Genomic DNA, 15,741 nt, shown 5'->3' with positions numbered 1-15,741 from the left:
CCGTTTACGCAGAAGCGCCCGCCCGCCGCCGAGCCGCAGGCAGAGTGAGAACGCCGATCACCAATCTATAGAATGAACAAGCGGCAGGCTCAGACCCGCCGCTCCACCATCATCTTCTTGATCTCGGCAATCGCCTTGGCCGGGTTCAGCCCCTTCGGGCAGGACTGGGTGCAGTTCATGATGGTATGGCAGCGATAGAGCCGGAACGGATCTTCCAGATCGTCGAGCCGCTCGCCGGTCGCCTCGTCGCGGCTATCGATCAGCCAGCGATAGGCCTGTAGCAGCGCCGCCGGGCCGAGATAGCGGTCGCCGTTCCACCAGTAGGACGGGCACGATGTCGAGCAGCAGGCGCACAGGATGCATTCGTAGAGCCCGTCGAGCTTGGCGCGATCGTCATGGCTCTGGCGCCATTCGGTCGCCGGTTCCGGCGTCGTCGTCTTCAGCCATGGTTCGATGAAGCGGTGCTGCGCGTAGAACTGTGTCAGGTCCGGCACCAGATCCTTCACCACCGGCATATGCGGCAGCGGATAGATCTTGATCGCGCCCTCGAACTCGTCGATGCCCTTGGTGCAGGCGAGCGTGTTCGTGCCGCCGATATTCATCGCGCAGGAGCCGCAAATGCCCTCACGGCACGAGCGGCGCAGCGTCAGCGTCGGGTCGATCCTGTCCTTGATATAGAGGAGCGCGTCGAGCACCATCGGCCCGCAATCGTCGAGATCCACCCAATAGGTGTCCATGCGCGGATTATCGTCATCGTCCGGGCTCCAGCGATAGATCTGGAACTCGCGCAGGTTCTCCGCATCGGTCGGCTTCGGCCAGGCCTTGCCGTCCGTGACCTGCGAATTCTTGGGAAGCGTGATTTCAACCATATGTCACGTCCTAGCCTGGAACTAGAGTTTTTAGGGTCGCGCCGGTCGGACTCACCATTTCATAGCGACTACGCCCAATCGGTCGAAGGTAGAAACAGTATTGATCTTCCAAGCGGCAAATACGTCCATCGGAAAGAAATCGAGCTTTCACGGTCGTCATCTTTCCGTCTTTAGGCCTGCGGGTCCATTTCCCGTAGGATGAAAAGACAGAGTATGCGCCGAGATCTTCTTCGCCGCGATACTCCTTGTATCTAATAAACGACAATCTAGCCGTTTGATCGTAACTGCTAAGCACTCCCTCAGGCGGCGATACCGGCGCAGCAGGAATGCCAGAATAATCGTAGGAGGCAGCTTGGCATCCGGCCAATCCAGACAACAGGATGACAGAGACAAGACAGTAAGAACGATTCATCAATACACCCGCTTCTTGGGCGCAATCTTTTCCAGTTCGATTCCGTCCGCGATCAGTTCGACATGGACAGGGCGATAGCTGAGCGTCACGTCACCCGCATCGCTGACCGTCGCCAGCGAATGGACGCGCCAGTCCTTGTCGTCGCGCTCAGAGAAATCCTCGCGCGCATGCGCGCCGCGGCTCTCCTTGCGCGCTTCGGCCGAATAGACCGTGGTGATCGCGTTCGCCATCAGGTTCTGCAGTTCCAGCGTCTCGACCAGGTCGGAATTCCAGATCATCGAGCGGTCGGTCACGGCAATGTCGCCCATCTCGCCCCATATTTCGCTGGCCCGCTTGCAGCCGGCCTCCAGCGTTTCCTGGGTGCGGAAGACGGCTGCCTCTTCCTGCATCGCCTTCTGCATCTTCTCGCGCAGCTTGGCGGTCGGCGTGCCGCCCTTGGCGTAGCGCGTCTCGTTGAAGCGCTCCATGATGGCGTCGCAGGCCGTTTCGTTCAGATGCGGCACGGGCGCATCCTTGTCGACAACCTCCGCCGCCTTGATCGCCGCGGCGCGGCCGAACACCACGAGGTCGATCAGCGAGTTGGAGCCGAGGCGGTTCGCGCCGTGCACGGAGGCGCAACCGGCTTCGCCGACGGCCATCAGACCGGGCACGGTCGCGTTCGGATTCTCGGCGGTCGGGTTCAGCACCTCGCCCCAATAATTGGTCGGGATGCCGCCCATATTGTAATGGACGGTCGGCAACACCGGAATCGGCTCCCTGGTGACATCGACGCCGGCGAAGATCTTCGCGCTTTCCGAAATGCCCGGCAGGCGCTCGCCGAGCACGTCCGGATCGAGGTGATCCAGATGCAAATAGATGTGGTCCTTGTTCTTGCCGACACCGCGGCCTTCGCGAATTTCCATCGTCATGCAGCGCGAGACCACATCGCGGCTGGCGAGATCCTTGGCCGAGGGCGCATAGCGCTCCATGAAGCGCTCGCCTTCGGAATTGACGAGATAGCCGCCCTCGCCGCGCGCCCCTTCGGTAATGAGGCAGCCCGCGCCGTAAATGCCGGTCGGGTGGAACTGCACGAATTCCATGTCCTGCAGCGGCAAACCCGCGCGCGCCACCATGCCGCCGCCATCGCCCGTGCAGGTATGGGCGGACGTCGCCGAGAAGTAGGCGCGGCCATAGCCGCCGGTCGCCAGCACCACCATCTTGGCGGAGAAGCGATGGATCGTGCCGTCATCGAGGTTCCAGGCGACGACGCCGGTACAGCGGCCATCTTCGTCCATGATGAGATCGAGCGCGAAATATTCGATAAAGAACTGCGCATTGTTCTTCAGCGACTGGCCGTAAAGCGTGTGCAGAATGGCGTGGCCGGTCCGGTCGGCAGCCGCGCAGGTGCGCTGCACAGGCGGGCCTTCGCCGTAATTCTGCATGTGGCCGCCAAAGGGGCGCTGGTAAATCTTGCCGTCTTCGGTGCGCGAGAACGGCACGCCGTAATGCTCCAGCTCATAGACCGCCTTGGGCGCTTCCATGGCGAGATACTGCATGGCGTCGACATCGCCGAGCCAGTCCGATCCCTTGACGGTATCGTACATGTGCCATTGCCAGCTATCGGGCGTCATGTTCTTCAGCGAGGCGGCGATGCCGCCCTGCGCCGCGACGGTGTGGCTGCGTGTCGGAAAGACCTTGGTCACGCAGGCCGTCTTCAGGCCCTGCTCGGCCATGCCGAGCGTGGCGCGAAGTCCCGCGCCGCCGGCGCCGACGACAACCACGTCGAACTGATGATCGATATAGGTATAGGCGTTGTTGGGTTCAGCCATCGGTTCGTTTTCTCCTCAACCCAGAAGGGCGAGCTTGATAAGTGCGTAAAGGGCGATGAGCGCCAGTGCCGCGCAATAGGCGCCATTGGCCAGAAGGAGCAGCGCCTTCATGCCGTCGGAATGGATGTAATCTTCGATGACCATCTGCATGCCCAGCTTCATGTGCCAGCAGATATTCAGGAAAGCGGCTGCGAGCAGGATGCCTATGAAGGGATTGGCCAGAAGCGCGCGCGACCCTTCGAAACCGAGGCCGAACATCGCGGCGATGACGCCGAAAAGGATGAGGATCAGCGGCACATTCAGCGCCGCGGTCAGCCTTTGGTGCCAGAAATGATCGGTACCGTCCCGCGCCGCGCCGAGACCTCGGACCTTCTTCAAGGGTGTGCGCATGTCGTTCTGAATGCTCATCCGCCCCTCCTCAGACCAGGACCCAGGCGATCAGCCAGGCCACAACGGTCAGAACCAGCGAAGCAACCGGCAGCGCCATTGACATCGACCGGCTCTGTTCGCGCGAAAGCATGTGGCCGAAATCCCAGATCAGATGGCGGATGCCGCCGAGCATGTGATGGAACAGCACCCAGGAAAACAGAAACAATATGATCATCCCGATGATCGAGCCGAAGAGCTCGGAAAACAGGTTATGCCCGTTTTCGCCACTGGCCATCGCCAGAAAGAAGAGAGCAACTATGGCCATGCCGAAATAGAGGCCGATGCCACTGATACGGTGGGCAATGCTCATCATCATGGATGGGATGGGCTTGTAAATCTGCAGATGCGGCGACAAGGGCCGTGGTCGCATGGGCGCGTTCGTGCTCATCTTCCCCCCGTTATAGACGGCTGACTGGCGTAAACTGACTGACGCTGTCAGGTTCAACCAGAGATTATGTGCTTGGTCTGATAGGCCAGAAACCGCAGCGCGTCAAAGGATTGACGGATCATCTAGGCCGGAAGTAGCACTGAAAAAGGATGCCCATCCGATTGAATCGATTGAACTTGCTTGCAGTTATTATCGCCGGCAGTTCAGCGGCATTGCTCCGCTCTTCATGAAGAGCGCATCACGGCCTTCGATCACGAGCGCATAGGCATCGGCCCCGTAACGGGCGCGCTGACCGGCGGGCGAGGCTGGCAAGACGATGCTTTCGCCATTCGGCGCCGAGACGGCGATCGCGTTGCCGGAGGCGCGGCGCACTTCCATTGCAGTGCCGCCATCGCATCGAAACATGCCATAGGGATTGCCGCCCGGGCCGCCGGACCGGCTCCCGACCGAGCCTGATGTGCAGCCGGCAATTACGGCGAGGCATCCCGCCATCGCCAGGTTTGGCACCATCGATTTACGCATAGAACGCACCTGCCGGACACATATTCTTCATCACGATCATTCCCCCACGATCGATAGCATTTTCAACGTTTTTTAACCGTTAACGACTTTGCGGAAAACCGCCAACGGGTAGATCACACGGCCGACAGAAAGGGTTAAAAGAGTGTAAAGACAATTACGGGATTTGCTCAGAGCGAGGCTAGGCGATGAAAAGAACCAGCACGATCCTTGCCTTATCAATTGGATTTGGCTTCGTCGCTCTGGCGGCAGAAGCGGTTCAGGCCGCGCCCAAGATCATTCAGATCGACAAAGACGGCAATGTTGAGGAGCGCTATCTCGGCAATGACGATCAGCGCGTTCTGGCTGGCGAGAGGGCGAGCGCGGATATTCAGGGCGACGGCCTGCCGGTGATCGTCCGCGGTCCCGGACGCCGGTCTCGAGCGGCCGACGAACCGGTGATCGTGATTAGACCGAACGTATCATATCCCTATTACCGCGCGCCGATCGTACCGACATTGGAGCGGCCGACGGTTCAGCGTCCGAAAATTGTACGCCCGAGAATCGTCCGGGCACATTCCAACGCTCATCGCCGTCATCGTTCTGGAGATTCCACCATCATCTTCAATGGCGGCCACGGCCGCTATGGAGACGTGACAATCGGCATTCGGCAAAACGTGACCGTTCGAGGCAGACGGTAAGCCCACGCTTGTTGTCGGCCCGGTCAGGGTCTATGGCCTGAAAAGTGAGCGTCCGGTTATCGAAAGCCGGCACCACCCCTTGGTCAGCCCACCGGATCGCTGTGTTTGAGACATTCTTCGCTATTCTGCCGGTCTTTCTGCTCGTACTCGTCGGTTTCGCATCGGCCAAGACGGGCTGGCTGCCGGACGGCGCCGGCCATGTTCTGAACCAGTATGCGGTCCGCATCGCGGTTCCGGCCCTGCTTTTCGCAGCCATGGTCCGGCTGGATTTCTCGCAGGCCTTCGCGCCGCCGGTCCTGCTGGCGTTCTATGCAGGCGCGCTGGCCTGTTTCGTTCTCGGCTTCGCCATCAGCCGCCTGGTATTTTCCGGCAGCCCCGAACGAGCTGTCGCCGTCGGCTTCGCCGCAACCTTTTCGAACACTGTTCTGCTGGGTTTGCCGATCACGGATCGCGTCTATGGCGACGCGGAACTGACCGTGGCGTACGGCATCGTCTCCATCCATGCTCTGACGGTCTATACGGTCGGCATGACGGCGATGGAATTCGCGCATCCCGACAATGGCGATAAGCGCCATCGGATCGCAGCGGGCCTCCGCCGGATCGTCGGCAATCCGCTTCTTGCCGGCGTGGCGGCGGGCATCGTCGCCAATCTTGCGGGCCTGCCCCTTCCCCAACCGATCATGATGGCGATCGACATGCTGGCGGCCAGCGCCATTCCGGCGGCGCTTATCGGCATCGGCGTCAGTCTGTCCACACTTCGGATAAGAAGCGAACTGTCCGAGACGTTGATCGTCTGCGGCCTGCTTCTGATCGTCCATCCCGCCCTCGCCTGGACGATGGGCCGCTTTGGTCTGGGCCTCGGCGAAACGCAGATCCGCGGCGCGACATTGCTGGCGGCGATGCCTGCCGGCGTGAATGCCTATCTCTTCGCCCTTCTCTATGACCGCGGCGTCCGCCTCTCGGCGTCCGTGGTGATGGTCTCCACCATGTTGTCGATCTTCACGATTACCGGATGGATCGCCTTTCTGGGATAGGATGCCCAGCGACGGTAGCGAGGGGGTCGCCGGACCGGGTGACGATGGGTCCGGACACGCCCGCCAACCTTCGGGAACCTTTCCCCGGGGACACTCATTTCTCCGCAGGGACTTAATTTATTTAGGAGATTACAATGGCTGAACGTGAACGGGAAGTAATCGTCACCAATAATGGCGGCGGCGGTGGTGGCGGATGGATCTTCGCCATCATCCTCATCATCCTCATCGCCCTGGGCCTGTGGTGGTTCTTCGGCGGCGGCTTCGGCGAGATGGCCGGGGGCGGCGATGTCGACGTCAATATCGAAGCACCGGAAGTGCCGGACGCGCCGACCGGTAATTGAGCACCCTCGTCCTGGCCTCATCGGTCGCATGGAGACCTCAACGAAAAAGGCCCGCCGGTTTGGCGGGCCTTGTTTTGTAGGGGACAATACCCTGCCTCAGCTATGGATGGGCTTGGCGAAGCAGGCGAAAGCCGCTTCGCGCACCGCTTCGCTCATGGTCGGATGCGCATGGCAGGTACGCGCTAGATCTTCGCTCGAGCCGGAAAACTCCATCAGCACGGCGGCCTCATGGATCATCTCGCCGGCATTGTGGCCAAGAATATGCACGCCGAGCACCCGGTCCGTTGTCTTGTCGGCCAGTACCTTGACGAACCCGTCGGTCGTGAGCATGGCGCGTGAACGGCCATTGGCCGAGAAGCTGAACTTGCCGACATTATAGTCGACGCCCGCATCCTTCAGCTCCTCTTCTGTCTTGCCGACGGACGCGACTTCCGGCGCCGTGTAGACAACCGATGGGATGACATCATAATTCACATGGCCGGACTGGCCGGCGATGATCTCCGCCACGGCAATGCCCTCGTCCTCGGCCTTGTGGGCCAGCATAGGCCCGCGCACGACATCGCCGAGCGCATAGATGCCCTCTATATTGGTGCGGAAATGATCGTCGATCGCGACCCGTCCGCGATCGGTCTCGATTCCCGCTTCGTCCAGACCGAGCGCATCGGTGTAGGGCCGCCGCCCCGTCGAAATCAGCACGATATCGGCGTCCAGGTTCTCCGCATCACCGCCATCGACCGGCTCGAACGTCACCGCCGCACCGCCATCGCCCTTCTCCACGCCTGTCACCTTGGACGACAGCCGCACATCGACGCCCTGCTTTTTCAGCAGCTTCTGGAACTGTTTGGAGAGTTCGCCATCCATGCCGCCCAGAATCTTCGGCAGATATTCGATCACGGTGACATCGGCGCCAAGCCGCTTCCAGACCGAACCGAGCTCCAGACCGATCACGCCGCCGCCGACCACGATCATCCGCTCCGGCACCTTGTCGAGCGCGATCCCACCAGTCGATGACACGATGATCTTTTCGTCGATATCGACCTCGACGCCGGGAATGCCCGCCACATCGGAACCGGTGGCGATGACGATGTTCTTGCCTTCGACCGTCTCCTCCGAACCGTCCTCCTTGGTAACGATCACCTGTCCCTGGCCGGCAATGCGACCTGTGCCGTGAAAACTGTCGATCTTGTTCTTCTTGAAGAGGAACTGCACGCCATCGACATTGGACTTCACCACCTTGTCCTTGTGCACCATCATCTCCGACAGATCGAGTTCGGGCGTGCCGACCTTGATGCCGAGCTCTCCGAATTCATGACCGGCTTTGTGGAACTCTTCGGAGGCGTGAAGCAGCGCTTTGGAGGGAATACAGCCAATGTTCAGGCATGTGCCGCCGAAGGTTTCGCGTTTTTCGATCACCGCGGTTTTGAGGCCGAGCTGCGCAGCCTTGATGGCGCAGACATAGCCGCCAGGCCCGCTTCCGATTACGATGACATCATAGGCCATAAGGTCACTTCCGTTCTTGTCGTCACTTCCGTTCTTGTCGTCACTTCGTTCGCATCACAGGCGGCGCCTTCGCCGGACCCGCAAGAAATCATTCGTCCCCGCACCCCGATAGCGTGAAGATGTCGCCCTGTTTGCCATCGGCCTCGATCGCGTCGAGTACCGGATTGCCGTAGAGCGACGCGCTGAAATTCGGCAGGAGGATCTGCGTGGCAGCCGCCTTGTCGGCATCGGGCAGAGTGCGCAGCGTCTCGCCGGCCGACAGCGCGTAGACGACGCCGCGATAGAGGATGCACGCGTCCAGATCGGCTTCGGTCAGATCGTCCTCGGGACACTGGTAAGGCAGCGTCATTACGGGCTGGTTCAGATCGGCCGACGGGTTGATATAGGCCCGGCTTTCGAGCGCGCCGAGCCGAACATCGACTTCGTGAGTCTTGGCCGCCGCGTCCTCCGGCGTAACGAAGGCAAGCTCTGTCCGGCTGATGGGCGTGTGATAGATGGCCCGGCCCTGCGAACAACTGGCATGGGCCGGCATGGTCGCAGACCCGGCCGCCAGAACGATCAGCGCTGACAGGCCGGGCCGCATGTCTTCTAAAGATCCAGAACGAGGCGTTCGGGGTCTTCCAGGCTTTCCTTGACGCGCACGAGGAAGGTCACCGCTTCCTTGCCGTCGACGATCCGATGGTCATAGGAAAGCGCCAGATACATCATCGGCCGCACCACGATCTGGCCCCCGACCACCATCGGCCGTTCCTGAATCTTGTGCATGCCGAGAATGCCCGATTGCGGGCTGTTCAGAATCGGCGTCGACATGAGCGAACCATAAACACCGCCATTCGAAATCGTGAAGGTGCCACCCTGCATGTCGGCCATGGTAAGGTCGCCGTCACGGGCCGCCAGACCGAGCCGTCCGATTTCCTTTTCGATCTCGGCGATCGTCATCTGGTCGGCATCGCGCACCACCGGCACGACAAGGCCGCGATCGGTGCCGACGGCCACGCCGATATGGGCGAAATGCTTGTAGACGATGTCGGTGCCGTCGATCTCGGCATTCACCGCCGGCACTTCCTGCAGCGCGTGGCAGACGGCCTTGGTGAAGAAGCCCATGAAGCCGAGCTTCACGCCGTGCTTCTTCTCGAACAGCTCCTTGTATTTCTTGCGCAGGTCCATGACCGCGCTCATATCCACCTCGTTGAAGGTGGTGAGCATGGCGGCGGTGTCCTGCGCGCCTTTCAGCCGCTTGGCGATGGTCTGGCGCAGGCGGCTCATCTTGACCCGCTCTTCGCGCTCCGCATCGTCCGGCGTGGACGGGGCGCGCTTCGGTGCGGGCTTGCTCTCCTTCGAAGAGGATTTGCCGGCAGACGATCCGTTCTCATCCTTGCCGCGCTCGATGGCCGTGAGCACATCGCCCTTCAGGATCTGCCCGCCCTTGCCTGAACCGGCGATCTCGCTTTTCGTCAGATCGTTCTCGCGCATCAGCTTGGCCGCCGCCGGCGCCGGATCGCGGCCTTCGCCATCCATATCCCCGGCGTGGCGTTCGTCCCGGCTGGCCGTGGTGCCGGATTCGCCCTGAATGTCTTTGCCCCCGCCGTAATCGGCCGTCTTTTCATCGCCGGACTTGGCGCTGCCCTGCGCACCCTCTTCGATCTTGAGCAGCAGATCGCCGGGCTCGACCGTGTCGCCTTCGGACACGGCGATCTCGCGCACAACGCCGGAGACCGGAGCCGGTACTTCCTGCGCAGCCTTGTCGGTTTCCAGTTCGAGCAGCGGATCGTCGGCTTTCACCGTGTCGCCCACCTTGACGAAAATTTCACCGACATCGGCCTCGCTGACGCTCTCGCCGGCCGAGGGCGTTTCCACGGCAACGAGCTTGCCACCCTTGCCTTCGTCCGCCTTGCCGCCGGACTGGTCTTCGCTATGGGCTTCGCCCGGCTTGGAATCGGCATCCGCCGCGGCCGAACCGGCAGCCTGCGCCACCGCATCGTCACCCTTATCGGTCTGCGAAGCGCCATCGCCTTCCTCGATCGTCATCAGCAGCGTGTCGATCTCGACCTCGTCGCCGGTCTCGACGGCAATCTCGGCAATGGTGCCGGAGACGGGCGAGGGCAGCTCCTGCGCCGCCTTGTCCGTTTCCAGTTCAAGAAGGCTCTCATCCTTGGCGACCGTATCGCCCACCTTCTTGTAGATTTCGCCGATCTGGGCCTCGCTTACGCTTTCGCCGAGAGAGGGAACGCGGATTTCGGTTGCCATATGTTCGATCCGTCCTTCGTGTTCGTGGATCCGCTCAGTCGCCGAGAGCGTCCTCGAGGAAAGCCTCGAGCTGTTCCAAATGTTTCTTCATCAGGCCCGTCGCTGGCGAGGCGGCTGCCGCCCGCCCCGTATAGCGAACCCGCTGATGCGTGGCATCGATATGGGCCAGCACCCACTCCAGGTAAGGGTCGATGAAGCTCCAGGCGCCCATATTCTTGGGCTCTTCCTGGCACCAAACCATCTCGGCATTCTTGAAGCGCGACAATTCATTGATCAGCGCCTTGGCCGGGAACGGGTAAAGCTGTTCGATCCGCAGCAGGTAGACATCGTCGATGCCGCGTTCCTCGCGCTCTTCCAGAAGGTCGTAATAGACCTTGCCGGAACACATCACGACGCGGCGGATCTTGCTGTCGCTGACAAGCTTGGTCTTCACCGAATCGGGGTTGTACTCCGCATCGTCGTAAAGCAGGCGGTGGAACGTGCTCTCGCCGCTGATCTCCGACAGTTTGGAGACGGCGCGCTTGTGGCGCAGAAGGCTCTTCGGCGTCATCAGGATCAGCGGCTTGCGGAAATCGCGCACCAGCTGACGGCGCAGAATATGGAAATAGTTCGACGGGGTGGAGCAGTAGGCCACCTGCATATTGTCTTCGGCGCAAAGCTGCAAAAAGCGCTCCAGCCGTGCCGACGAATGCTCGGGGCCCTGCCCCTCATAGCCGTGTGGCAGAAGGCAGACGAGGCCACTCATGCGCAGCCATTTGCGCTCGCCCGACGAGATGAACTGGTCGAACACCACCTGCGCGCCATTGGCGAAGTCGCCGAACTGCGCTTCCCAGAGCGTCAGCGCGCGCGGCTCGGCCAGGCTGAAGCCGTATTCATAACCGAGCACCGCCTCTTCCGAGAGCATCGAATTGATGACTTCGAAATAGGCCTGGTTCGGTCCCATATTGTTGAGCGGCACATAGCGGTCTTCTGTGCGCTGGTCGTAGAGCACCGAATGACGCTGGCTGAAGGTGCCGCGCTCGCTGTCCTGGCCGGACAGCCGTACGGGGCTGCCTTCCATCAGGAGCGAACCGAAGGCCAGCGCCTCGGCCGTTGCCCAGTCGATCCCCTCGCCGCTCTCGATCATCTTGCGGCGATTGTCCATGAAGCGGCGCACCGTCTTGTGCGCTTCGAGATCGTCGGGGACGGTCGAAATCTTCCGGCCGATCTCCTCCAGCGTCTTCTTGGGCACGGCCGTTTTGCCACGCCGCTGTTCATCGGCCACATCGGCCTTGCGAAACCCGCGCCACGCGCCGTCCAGCCAGTCGGCCTTGTTCGGCTCATAGGCATCGCCAGCATCGAACTCCTCGTCCAGATGCTTGCGCCATTCGCTCTGCATCGCTTCCAGTTCGTCCGTGCTGACCAGCCCGTCATTGACGAGTTTCTCGCCGTAAAGGGACACGACCGTCGGATGCTGGCGAATGACCTTGTACATTTTCGGCTGGGTGAAGCTCGGCTCGTCGCTCTCATTGTGGCCGAAGCGGCGGTAGCAGAACATGTCGATCACCACCGGCTTGTGGAACTTCATCCGGAACTCGATGGCGATCTTGGCGGCATAGACCACGGATTCCGGGTCGTCGCCATTCACATGCAGGATCGGCGCCTCGATCATCTTGGCGACATCGGACGGATAGGGCGAAGAGCGCGAAAAGCGCGGATTGGTCGTGAAGCCGATCTGGTTGTTGATGATGAAATGGATCGAACCGGCGACGCGATGGCCGCGCAGCGCCGACAGGCCGAAACACTCCGGCACCACGCCCTGGCCGGCAAAGGCCGCGTCGCCATGAATGAGCAGCGGCAGCACCTTGGCGCGATCGTCCAGCGGCACGACCTCCTCGCGCTTGCGGTCGAAATGCTGGTCCTGTTTGGCGCGCGCTTTGCCCAGTACCACCGGGTTCACGATCTCCAGATGCGATGGATTGGCCGTCAGCGACAGATGCACATTGTTGCCGTCGAACTCCCGGTCGGACGACGCCCCGAGATGGTATTTGACGTCACCCGATCCCTCGACTTCGTCCGGCTTGAACGAGCCGCCCTTGAACTCGTGGAAGATCGCGCGATGCGGTTTGGCCATCACCTGGCTGAGAATATTGAGCCGGCCGCGATGGGCCATGCCGAAGACGATCTCCTTCAGGCCGAGTTGGCCACCGCGCTTGATGATCTGCTCCAGCGCCGGCACGACCGATTCGCCGCCATCGAGACCGAAACGCTTGGTCCCGCGATATTTGACGTCGAGAAACTGTTCGAAGCCTTCCGCCTCGACCAGCTTCTGCATGATCGCCTTCTTGCCCATATCGGTGAAGTCGACGCCCTTGTCAGGGCCTTCGATGCGCTGCTGGATCCAGAGTTTCTCCTCCGGATTGGAGATGTGCATGAACTCCACGCCGATGGACGAGCAGTAGGTCCGTCGCAGAATGTCGAGCATCTGGCGGACGGTCGCGGTTTCCAGCCCCAGCATGTTGTCGATGAAGATCGGCCGGTCGAGGTCCTTTTCCTCGAAGCCGTAATTGGACGGCGACAATTCGTCGTAATCTTCTTTGTCGCCCGCCAGACCGAGCGGATCGAGATTGGCGTGCAGATGGCCACGCGCGCGATAAGCGCGGATCATCATCGTCGCGCGCACGGAATCGCGCGTCTGCTGGTGGATCTGTTCCTGCGACACGGCGGCTTCGCCGCGCAGCGCCGCAACCTTCTCGTTCTTCGAGCGGATCTTCTGTTCCAGCGTCTTCTCGACCGCGCCCCAGTCGCCGTCGAGCGCCAAAACCATTTCACCATTCTCGGCGATCGGCCAGTCGGGGCGCTCCCAGGAGGGCCCTTCCGCGTTCTTCTTCACGATCGCGGCATCGTCGCCGACGCTTTCAAAGAAACTGCGGAGGTCCTCGCTCACCGAGGACGGATCGTCCTGCCAGCGCGCGTAAATCTGTTCCAGATAGTCGGCATTGCCGCCATAAAGAAACGAGCTTTCGGCGAAGGTTTCGTTCTGTTGGTCGTTACGTGCCATGGCACTCATCCGGGCCTGTCGCCCGGCTCCTGATCATTCGTCGCCGACCGGTCCGGCAGCGCCCTCGCCTTATGCTTCTGCGACTTTAGGGCCGCTTGTGGTGATCACGGCCGATCCTTATCGGCCGTGATCGATCTTAAATGGGTCTAACCCTTCAGAACCTCAACCAGCGTCTTGCCCAGACGCGCGGGCGACGGCGAAACGGTGATGCCGGCATCTTCCATCGCCGCGATCTTGTCGTCCGCGCCGCCCTTGCCGCCGGAGATGACGGCGCCGGCATGGCCCATGGTCCGTCCGGGAGGCGCGGTGCGGCCCGCGATGAAGCCGACCATCGGCTTCTTGCGGCCTTTCGCGGCCTGTTCCTTCAGCCATTCCGAGGCATCCTCCTCGGCCGAGCCGCCGATCTCGCCGATCATGATGATCGACTCGGTCTCGTCATCGTCGAGGAACATGTCGAGCATGTCGATGAATTCGGTGCCCTTGACCGGATCGCCGCCAATGCCGACGGCGGTCGACTGGCCGAGCCCCTCATTGGTGGTCTGGAAGACCGCCTCATAGGTCAGCGTGCCGGAGCGCGACAGGATGCCGACCGAGCCCTTCTTGAAGATCGAGCCCGGCATGATGCCGATCTTGCACTCTTCCGGCGTCAGCACGCCCGGGCAGTTCGGCCCGATCAGGCGCGAATTGCTGTCCGCGAGGCGGGCCTTCACCTTGACCATGTCCTGAACCGGAATGCCTTCCGTAATGCAGATCACCAGCGGAATCTCGGCTTCGATCGCCTCGATGATCGCGGCGGCGGCGCCTGCCGGCGGCACATAGACGACAGAGGCGTTGGCGCCGGTGGCGTCCTTGCCTTCTTTCACGGAGGCGAAGATCGGAAGCTCTTCGCCATTGGAGCCCTGCCAGGTCTGGCCGCCCTTCTTCGGGTGCGTGCCACCGACCATCTGCGTGCCGTAATAGGCCAGCGCCTGTTCGGTGTGGAACGTGCCGGTATTGCCGGTCAGGCCCTGCACGAGGACCTTGGTGTCTTTATTGACGAGAATGCTCATATCGAATCTGTCCCTCAGCCCTTGACCGCGTTGACGATCTTCTGCGCCGCATCGTCCAGATCGTCGGCGGCGATGACGTTCAGATCGCTGTCATTGATGAGCTGCTTGCCCTTTTCCACATTGGTGCCTTCGAGGCGCACGACGAGCGGCACTTTCAGGCCGACTTCCTTGACTGCGGCGATCACGCCTTCGGCGATCACGTCGCAGCGCATGATGCCGCCGAAAATGTTGACCAGAATGCCCTCGACCGCCGGATCGGCGGTGATGATCTTGAACGCCGCGGTGACCTTCTCGGTCGTCGCGCCGCCGCCGACATCGAGGAAGTTGGCCGGCTCGGCGCCATAGAGTTTGATGATGTCCATCGTCGCCATGGCCAGGCCCGCGCCATTGACCATGCAACCAATATTGCCGTCGAGCGCGACATAGGCGAGATCGTATTTGGACGCCTCGATTTCCTTTTCGTCCTCTTCGCTCTTGTCGCGAAGCTCCATGATGTCGTCATGGCGGAACAGCGCATTGCCGTCGAAGGAGACCTTGGCGTCGAGAACGCGCAGATGGCCGTCGGTCATCACGATCAGCGGGTTGACCTCGAGAAGGCTCATATCCTTCTCGGTGTAGGCCTTGTAGAGGATCGGGAAGAGCGTCTTGCCGTCTTCCTTCGCCGCGCCGTCCAGCTTCAGCGCCTCGCAGAGCCTGTTGCAATCGGCCTCGGTGACGCCCGTTGCCGGATCGATCGGCAGGGTCAGGATCTTCTCTGGCGTCTCTTCGGCGACGGCCTCGATATCCATGCCGCCCTCGGTGGAGACCACGAAGGCGTTGCGGCCGGTCGAGCGGTCGACGAGAATGGAGAGGTAGAGCTCGCGGTCGATATCCGCGCCATCCTCGATATAGAGGCGGTTGACCTGCTTGCCCTCATCGCCCGTCTGCTTGGTGACGAGCGTGTTGCCGAGCATCTCGTTGACGTTCTGGACGACCTCTTCGAGGCTCTTGGCCAGCCGAACGCCGCCCTTGGCGTCCGCCGGCAGTTCGCGGAACTTGCCCTTGCCGCGCCCGCCGGCATGGATCTGGCTCTTCACCACATAGAGCGGGCCGGGCAGCTTCTTCGCCGCGCTTTCGGCTTCCGACGCCTCGAAGACCGGCACGCCGTCCGCAACCGGCGCGCCATACTCCTTCAGCAGCGCCTTCGCCTGATATTCATGAATGTTCATTCTGACTCCTCTGGGGGCAGGTTTCGCTCAGCGGCCTTCCGGCTCGGTGGGATGGAGCGGGCGGCCGAAACCTTCCGGGCCGCCAGTGATGAAATGAAGGTTGGCGTGGTCGCACTTGGAATAGGCGGATTCGGCAGGCTGTGCCGGCAGCGTCCCCGCCACCAGCAGAAGCAAAGCCGGAGCCCATCGCCTCATCCCTGTCCTCCCGAAACCGCCT

15 protein-coding genes are annotated in these 15,741 nt (G+C 61.5%); 3 read left to right on the top strand and 12 right to left on the bottom strand.

Annotated features, from left to right (window positions below):
• Positions 1-89 precede the first annotated feature (89 nt).
• The 5 genes from B7H23_RS05320 to B7H23_RS05300 form a co-directional block, all read right to left on the bottom strand.
• On the bottom strand, positions 90-869 hold the full coding sequence (locus tag B7H23_RS05320) for a succinate dehydrogenase iron-sulfur subunit (RefSeq protein ID WP_094076282.1): 780 nt from the start codon (positions 867-869) through the stop codon (positions 90-92).
• A 411-nt stretch (positions 870-1,280) separates the two neighbouring features.
• A complete protein-coding gene (gene sdhA / locus B7H23_RS05315) occupies positions 1,281-3,089 on the bottom strand; it encodes a succinate dehydrogenase flavoprotein subunit (protein WP_094076281.1) in 1,809 nt (602 codons plus the stop codon).
• 15 nt (positions 3,090-3,104) lie between these two features.
• Complete coding sequence (sdhD, locus tag B7H23_RS05310; protein WP_094076280.1) at positions 3,105-3,497, bottom strand: succinate dehydrogenase, hydrophobic membrane anchor protein; 393 nt, start codon at positions 3,495-3,497, stop codon at positions 3,105-3,107.
• Between the two features lie 10 nt (positions 3,498-3,507).
• On the bottom strand, positions 3,508-3,888 hold the full coding sequence (gene sdhC, locus B7H23_RS05305) for a succinate dehydrogenase, cytochrome b556 subunit (RefSeq protein ID WP_094076279.1): 381 nt from the start codon (positions 3,886-3,888) through the stop codon (positions 3,508-3,510).
• Between the two features lie 207 nt (positions 3,889-4,095).
• A complete protein-coding gene (locus B7H23_RS05300) occupies positions 4,096-4,428 on the bottom strand; it encodes a hypothetical protein (RefSeq protein WP_094076278.1) in 333 nt (110 codons plus the stop codon).
• 185 nt (positions 4,429-4,613) lie between these two features.
• Between B7H23_RS05300 and B7H23_RS05295 the strand changes: the two genes are divergently transcribed.
• The 3 genes from B7H23_RS05295 to B7H23_RS05285 all read left to right on the top strand — a co-directional run bounded on the left by B7H23_RS05295 (position 4,614) and on the right by B7H23_RS05285 (position 6,480).
• Complete coding sequence (locus B7H23_RS05295) at positions 4,614-5,105, top strand: hypothetical protein (protein ID WP_094076277.1); 492 nt, start codon at positions 4,614-4,616, stop codon at positions 5,103-5,105.
• Positions 5,106-5,206: 101 nt separating this feature from the next.
• Positions 5,207-6,139 carry an AEC family transporter gene (locus B7H23_RS05290; RefSeq protein ID WP_158215774.1) on the top strand — a complete coding sequence of 311 codons (933 nt, stop codon included), beginning with the start codon at positions 5,207-5,209 and terminating at the stop codon, positions 6,137-6,139.
• Between the two features lie 134 nt (positions 6,140-6,273).
• Positions 6,274-6,480 (top strand): hypothetical protein, encoded by a 207-nt coding sequence (locus B7H23_RS05285; RefSeq protein ID WP_094076275.1) that lies wholly within the window; start codon positions 6,274-6,276, stop codon positions 6,478-6,480.
• 96 nt (positions 6,481-6,576) lie between these two features.
• Here the strand turns inward: B7H23_RS05285 and lpdA are convergent, their stop codons facing one another.
• From lpdA to B7H23_RS16005, 7 genes are all read right to left on the bottom strand, one after another.
• Positions 6,577-7,980: a dihydrolipoyl dehydrogenase gene (lpdA, locus tag B7H23_RS05280; protein ID WP_094076274.1), complete on the bottom strand. Its 1,404-nt coding sequence runs from the start codon at positions 7,978-7,980 to the stop codon at positions 6,577-6,579.
• Positions 7,981-8,068: 88 nt separating this feature from the next.
• Positions 8,069-8,563 carry a hypothetical protein gene (locus B7H23_RS05275; protein ID WP_094076273.1) on the bottom strand — a complete coding sequence of 165 codons (495 nt, stop codon included), beginning with the start codon at positions 8,561-8,563 and terminating at the stop codon, positions 8,069-8,071.
• A gap of 5 nt (positions 8,564-8,568) precedes the next feature.
• Positions 8,569-10,227, bottom strand: a complete 1,659-nt coding sequence (gene odhB / locus B7H23_RS05270; protein WP_094076272.1) for a 2-oxoglutarate dehydrogenase complex dihydrolipoyllysine-residue succinyltransferase — start codon at positions 10,225-10,227, stop codon at positions 8,569-8,571.
• Positions 10,228-10,261: 34 nt separating this feature from the next.
• Positions 10,262-13,267, bottom strand: coding sequence for a 2-oxoglutarate dehydrogenase E1 component (locus tag B7H23_RS05265; RefSeq protein WP_094076902.1), 3,006 nt, complete (start codon positions 13,265-13,267; stop codon positions 10,262-10,264).
• Positions 13,268-13,413: 146 nt separating this feature from the next.
• The gene (gene sucD / locus B7H23_RS05260; protein WP_094076271.1) at positions 13,414-14,316 is read right to left on the bottom strand and encodes a succinate--CoA ligase subunit alpha; all 903 of its coding nucleotides are present in this window, start codon (positions 14,314-14,316) and stop codon (positions 13,414-13,416) included.
• Between the two features lie 14 nt (positions 14,317-14,330).
• Positions 14,331-15,524 (bottom strand): ADP-forming succinate--CoA ligase subunit beta, encoded by a 1,194-nt coding sequence (gene sucC, locus B7H23_RS05255; RefSeq protein ID WP_094076270.1) that lies wholly within the window; start codon positions 15,522-15,524, stop codon positions 14,331-14,333.
• A gap of 27 nt (positions 15,525-15,551) precedes the next feature.
• Positions 15,552-15,719 carry a hypothetical protein gene (locus tag B7H23_RS16005; protein WP_158215773.1) on the bottom strand — a complete coding sequence of 56 codons (168 nt, stop codon included), beginning with the start codon at positions 15,717-15,719 and terminating at the stop codon, positions 15,552-15,554.
• Positions 15,720-15,741: the final 22 nt, after the last annotated feature.

The sequence above is a fragment of the Notoacmeibacter marinus genome (assembly GCF_002238045.1).
Classification (GTDB): domain Bacteria; phylum Pseudomonadota; class Alphaproteobacteria; order Rhizobiales; family Rhizobiaceae; genus Notoacmeibacter; species Notoacmeibacter marinus.
This window is presented reverse-complemented; position numbering and strand designations above follow the sequence as displayed.